The organism is Methylobacterium sp. CCH7-A2 (assembly GCF_001557075.1).
Classification (GTDB): Bacteria; Pseudomonadota; Alphaproteobacteria; order Rhizobiales; family Beijerinckiaceae; genus Allobosea; species Allobosea massiliensis.
This window is the reverse complement of sequence record NZ_LSKN01000166.1, coordinates 1-313: the sequence shown is the minus strand read 5'-3', so window position 1 is coordinate 313 and position 313 is coordinate 1. Positions and strand designations below refer to the sequence as shown.

Sequence of the window (313 nt, the reverse complement as noted above, 5' to 3'; positions counted from 1 at the left end):
CCGCTGCGCCCTGGCAGCGCGGGCAGTGCCGGTTGCGGCAGGAGTTGTAGGCGATGGTCGGGTGATCGCAGTCGCTACAGCGCATGACATGGCCGCCGAGCGCAGCCGTGCGGCAGGCCCGGATGGCACCCATCACCTTGAGCTGGCCGCGGATGAGCCGATGACGCGCAAGATAAGCCTCGCCATGCCGGTTTAGGATATCCGCGACCTCCAGCGCAGGCCGCGCCATAATCGGCGCGGGACCGCTATGGCGGTGGCGGCGGCGCCAGCAGCGCGAGCGGGCTCGTCACCTCGCGCAGGGTCTTCAGCGCGA

Annotated in this window: 1 protein-coding gene; it reads right to left on the bottom strand. The window is 70.3% G+C overall.

Annotated elements, in window-relative coordinates; all coding sequences use genetic code 11:
- The coding region (locus tag AX750_RS12935) for a transposase zinc-binding domain-containing protein (protein ID WP_197432822.1) at positions 1-229 on the bottom strand (229 nt) is incomplete at its 3' end.
- Between the last annotated feature and the right edge of the window lie 84 nt (positions 230-313).